The 562-nt window shown below is 63.7% G+C and carries 1 protein-coding gene; it reads left to right on the top strand.

The annotated features are described in order from the left end of the window. Window positions 1–180: DUF192 domain-containing protein (locus tag AB4Y92_RS25345; RefSeq protein ID WP_441822125.1), on the top strand; the 180-nt coding region annotated here is incomplete at its 5' end. Window positions 181–562 lie beyond the last annotated feature (382 nt).

The raw sequence follows: 562 nt of genomic DNA, 5'->3' as shown, positions 1-562 counted from the left end.
CTGTTCATCCGTGCTGACGGAACCGTCGTTCGTATTGCCGCGCAGACCGAGCCGCTCTCGACGCGCACGATTCCCTCGGGCGAGCCGGTGCTCTCGGTCCTCGAGATCAATGGCGGGGTCGCCGCCAAGCTCGGAATCAAGCCGGGCGACAAGGTGGAGCATCCGCTCTTCAAGCCGTGAGGGCGATTTTCGCGCGCGTCGCAGGGCTGCGACGATTCCTCGAATCCGGTCGGCCAACCCTGCATTCCCGGTGAACGCGCGGACCGCGACAGCCACTGCATGAAGGGTGTCGCGCTGTCGGAGCTCTGTGGATTGCGGAAGAAATCTGGCGGCGAATCACAGAATTGCCCACTTCCTTAATCAAAGGCGGGCATCCCGAATTTCATTCCCCGATACTCAGTACGCTTGCGAAGGACGGATCATGACGACACGTGCCGTGGTCGCAACGCTGGCGATGTGCGTTGCGCTGATCACCGGAGTCCGCCCGGATCAGGCCCATGCCGAGCAGATCGCGGCCGCGACTCGGGGGCGCACGTCGCCACCAGCTGCGTTCCTCACCTTC

Origin of the sequence: Lysobacter sp. TAB13 (assembly GCF_052113885.1) — a bacterium.
GTDB lineage: Bacteria > Pseudomonadota > Gammaproteobacteria > Xanthomonadales > Xanthomonadaceae > Lysobacter > Lysobacter gummosus.
Note: the sequence above shows the minus strand (reverse complement) of the source record. Positions and strands in the feature narration are given on the sequence as shown.